This window comes from Paracraurococcus ruber, assembly GCF_004353985.1.
Classification (GTDB): domain Bacteria; phylum Pseudomonadota; class Alphaproteobacteria; order Acetobacterales; family Acetobacteraceae; genus Paracraurococcus; species Paracraurococcus ruber.
Genome location: NZ_SMOA01000728.1, coordinates 1 through 367, shown reverse-complemented (window position 1 = coordinate 367; position 367 = coordinate 1). Strand labels below are relative to the sequence as shown.

The window sequence follows — 367 nt, the reverse complement described above, 5'->3', positions numbered from 1 at the left end:
CCCGCAGGTCGCCGCCCACGGCGGCGCGCAGCCCGCGCGCCATCAGCGCCCGCGACAGGCGGCGCACCACCCGTTCCGCGACGCGGGCCAGCACCAGCGCCCGCAGCGCCGCGACCGCGGCCAGCAGGGCCAGGCCCGCCAGGCAGGCGAGCACCAGCGCCAGCAGGGAGTCCCGGCTGCGGCTGCCCAGCACGCGGTCCAGGACGTGCATGTCGAACAGCGGCACCACCAGCGCGCCGGACACGATGCCGGCGGTCAGCAGCAGGGCCAGCGCGCCGCCCAGCCACAGGTCGCGCCGCGCCGCGGCCAGCGCCGTCACGGCGCGGCGCCGGCGGCGATGGCGGCGGCATCGGCGGCCGGCGGCACC

General features: G+C 81.2%; 1 protein-coding gene. It reads right to left on the bottom strand.

Annotation, left to right across the window (positions count from 1 at the left end; genetic code table 11):
• The coding region (locus E2C05_RS32575) for a hypothetical protein (protein WP_408901651.1) at positions 1-319 on the bottom strand (319 nt) is incomplete at its 3' end.
• Positions 320-367 lie beyond the last annotated feature (48 nt).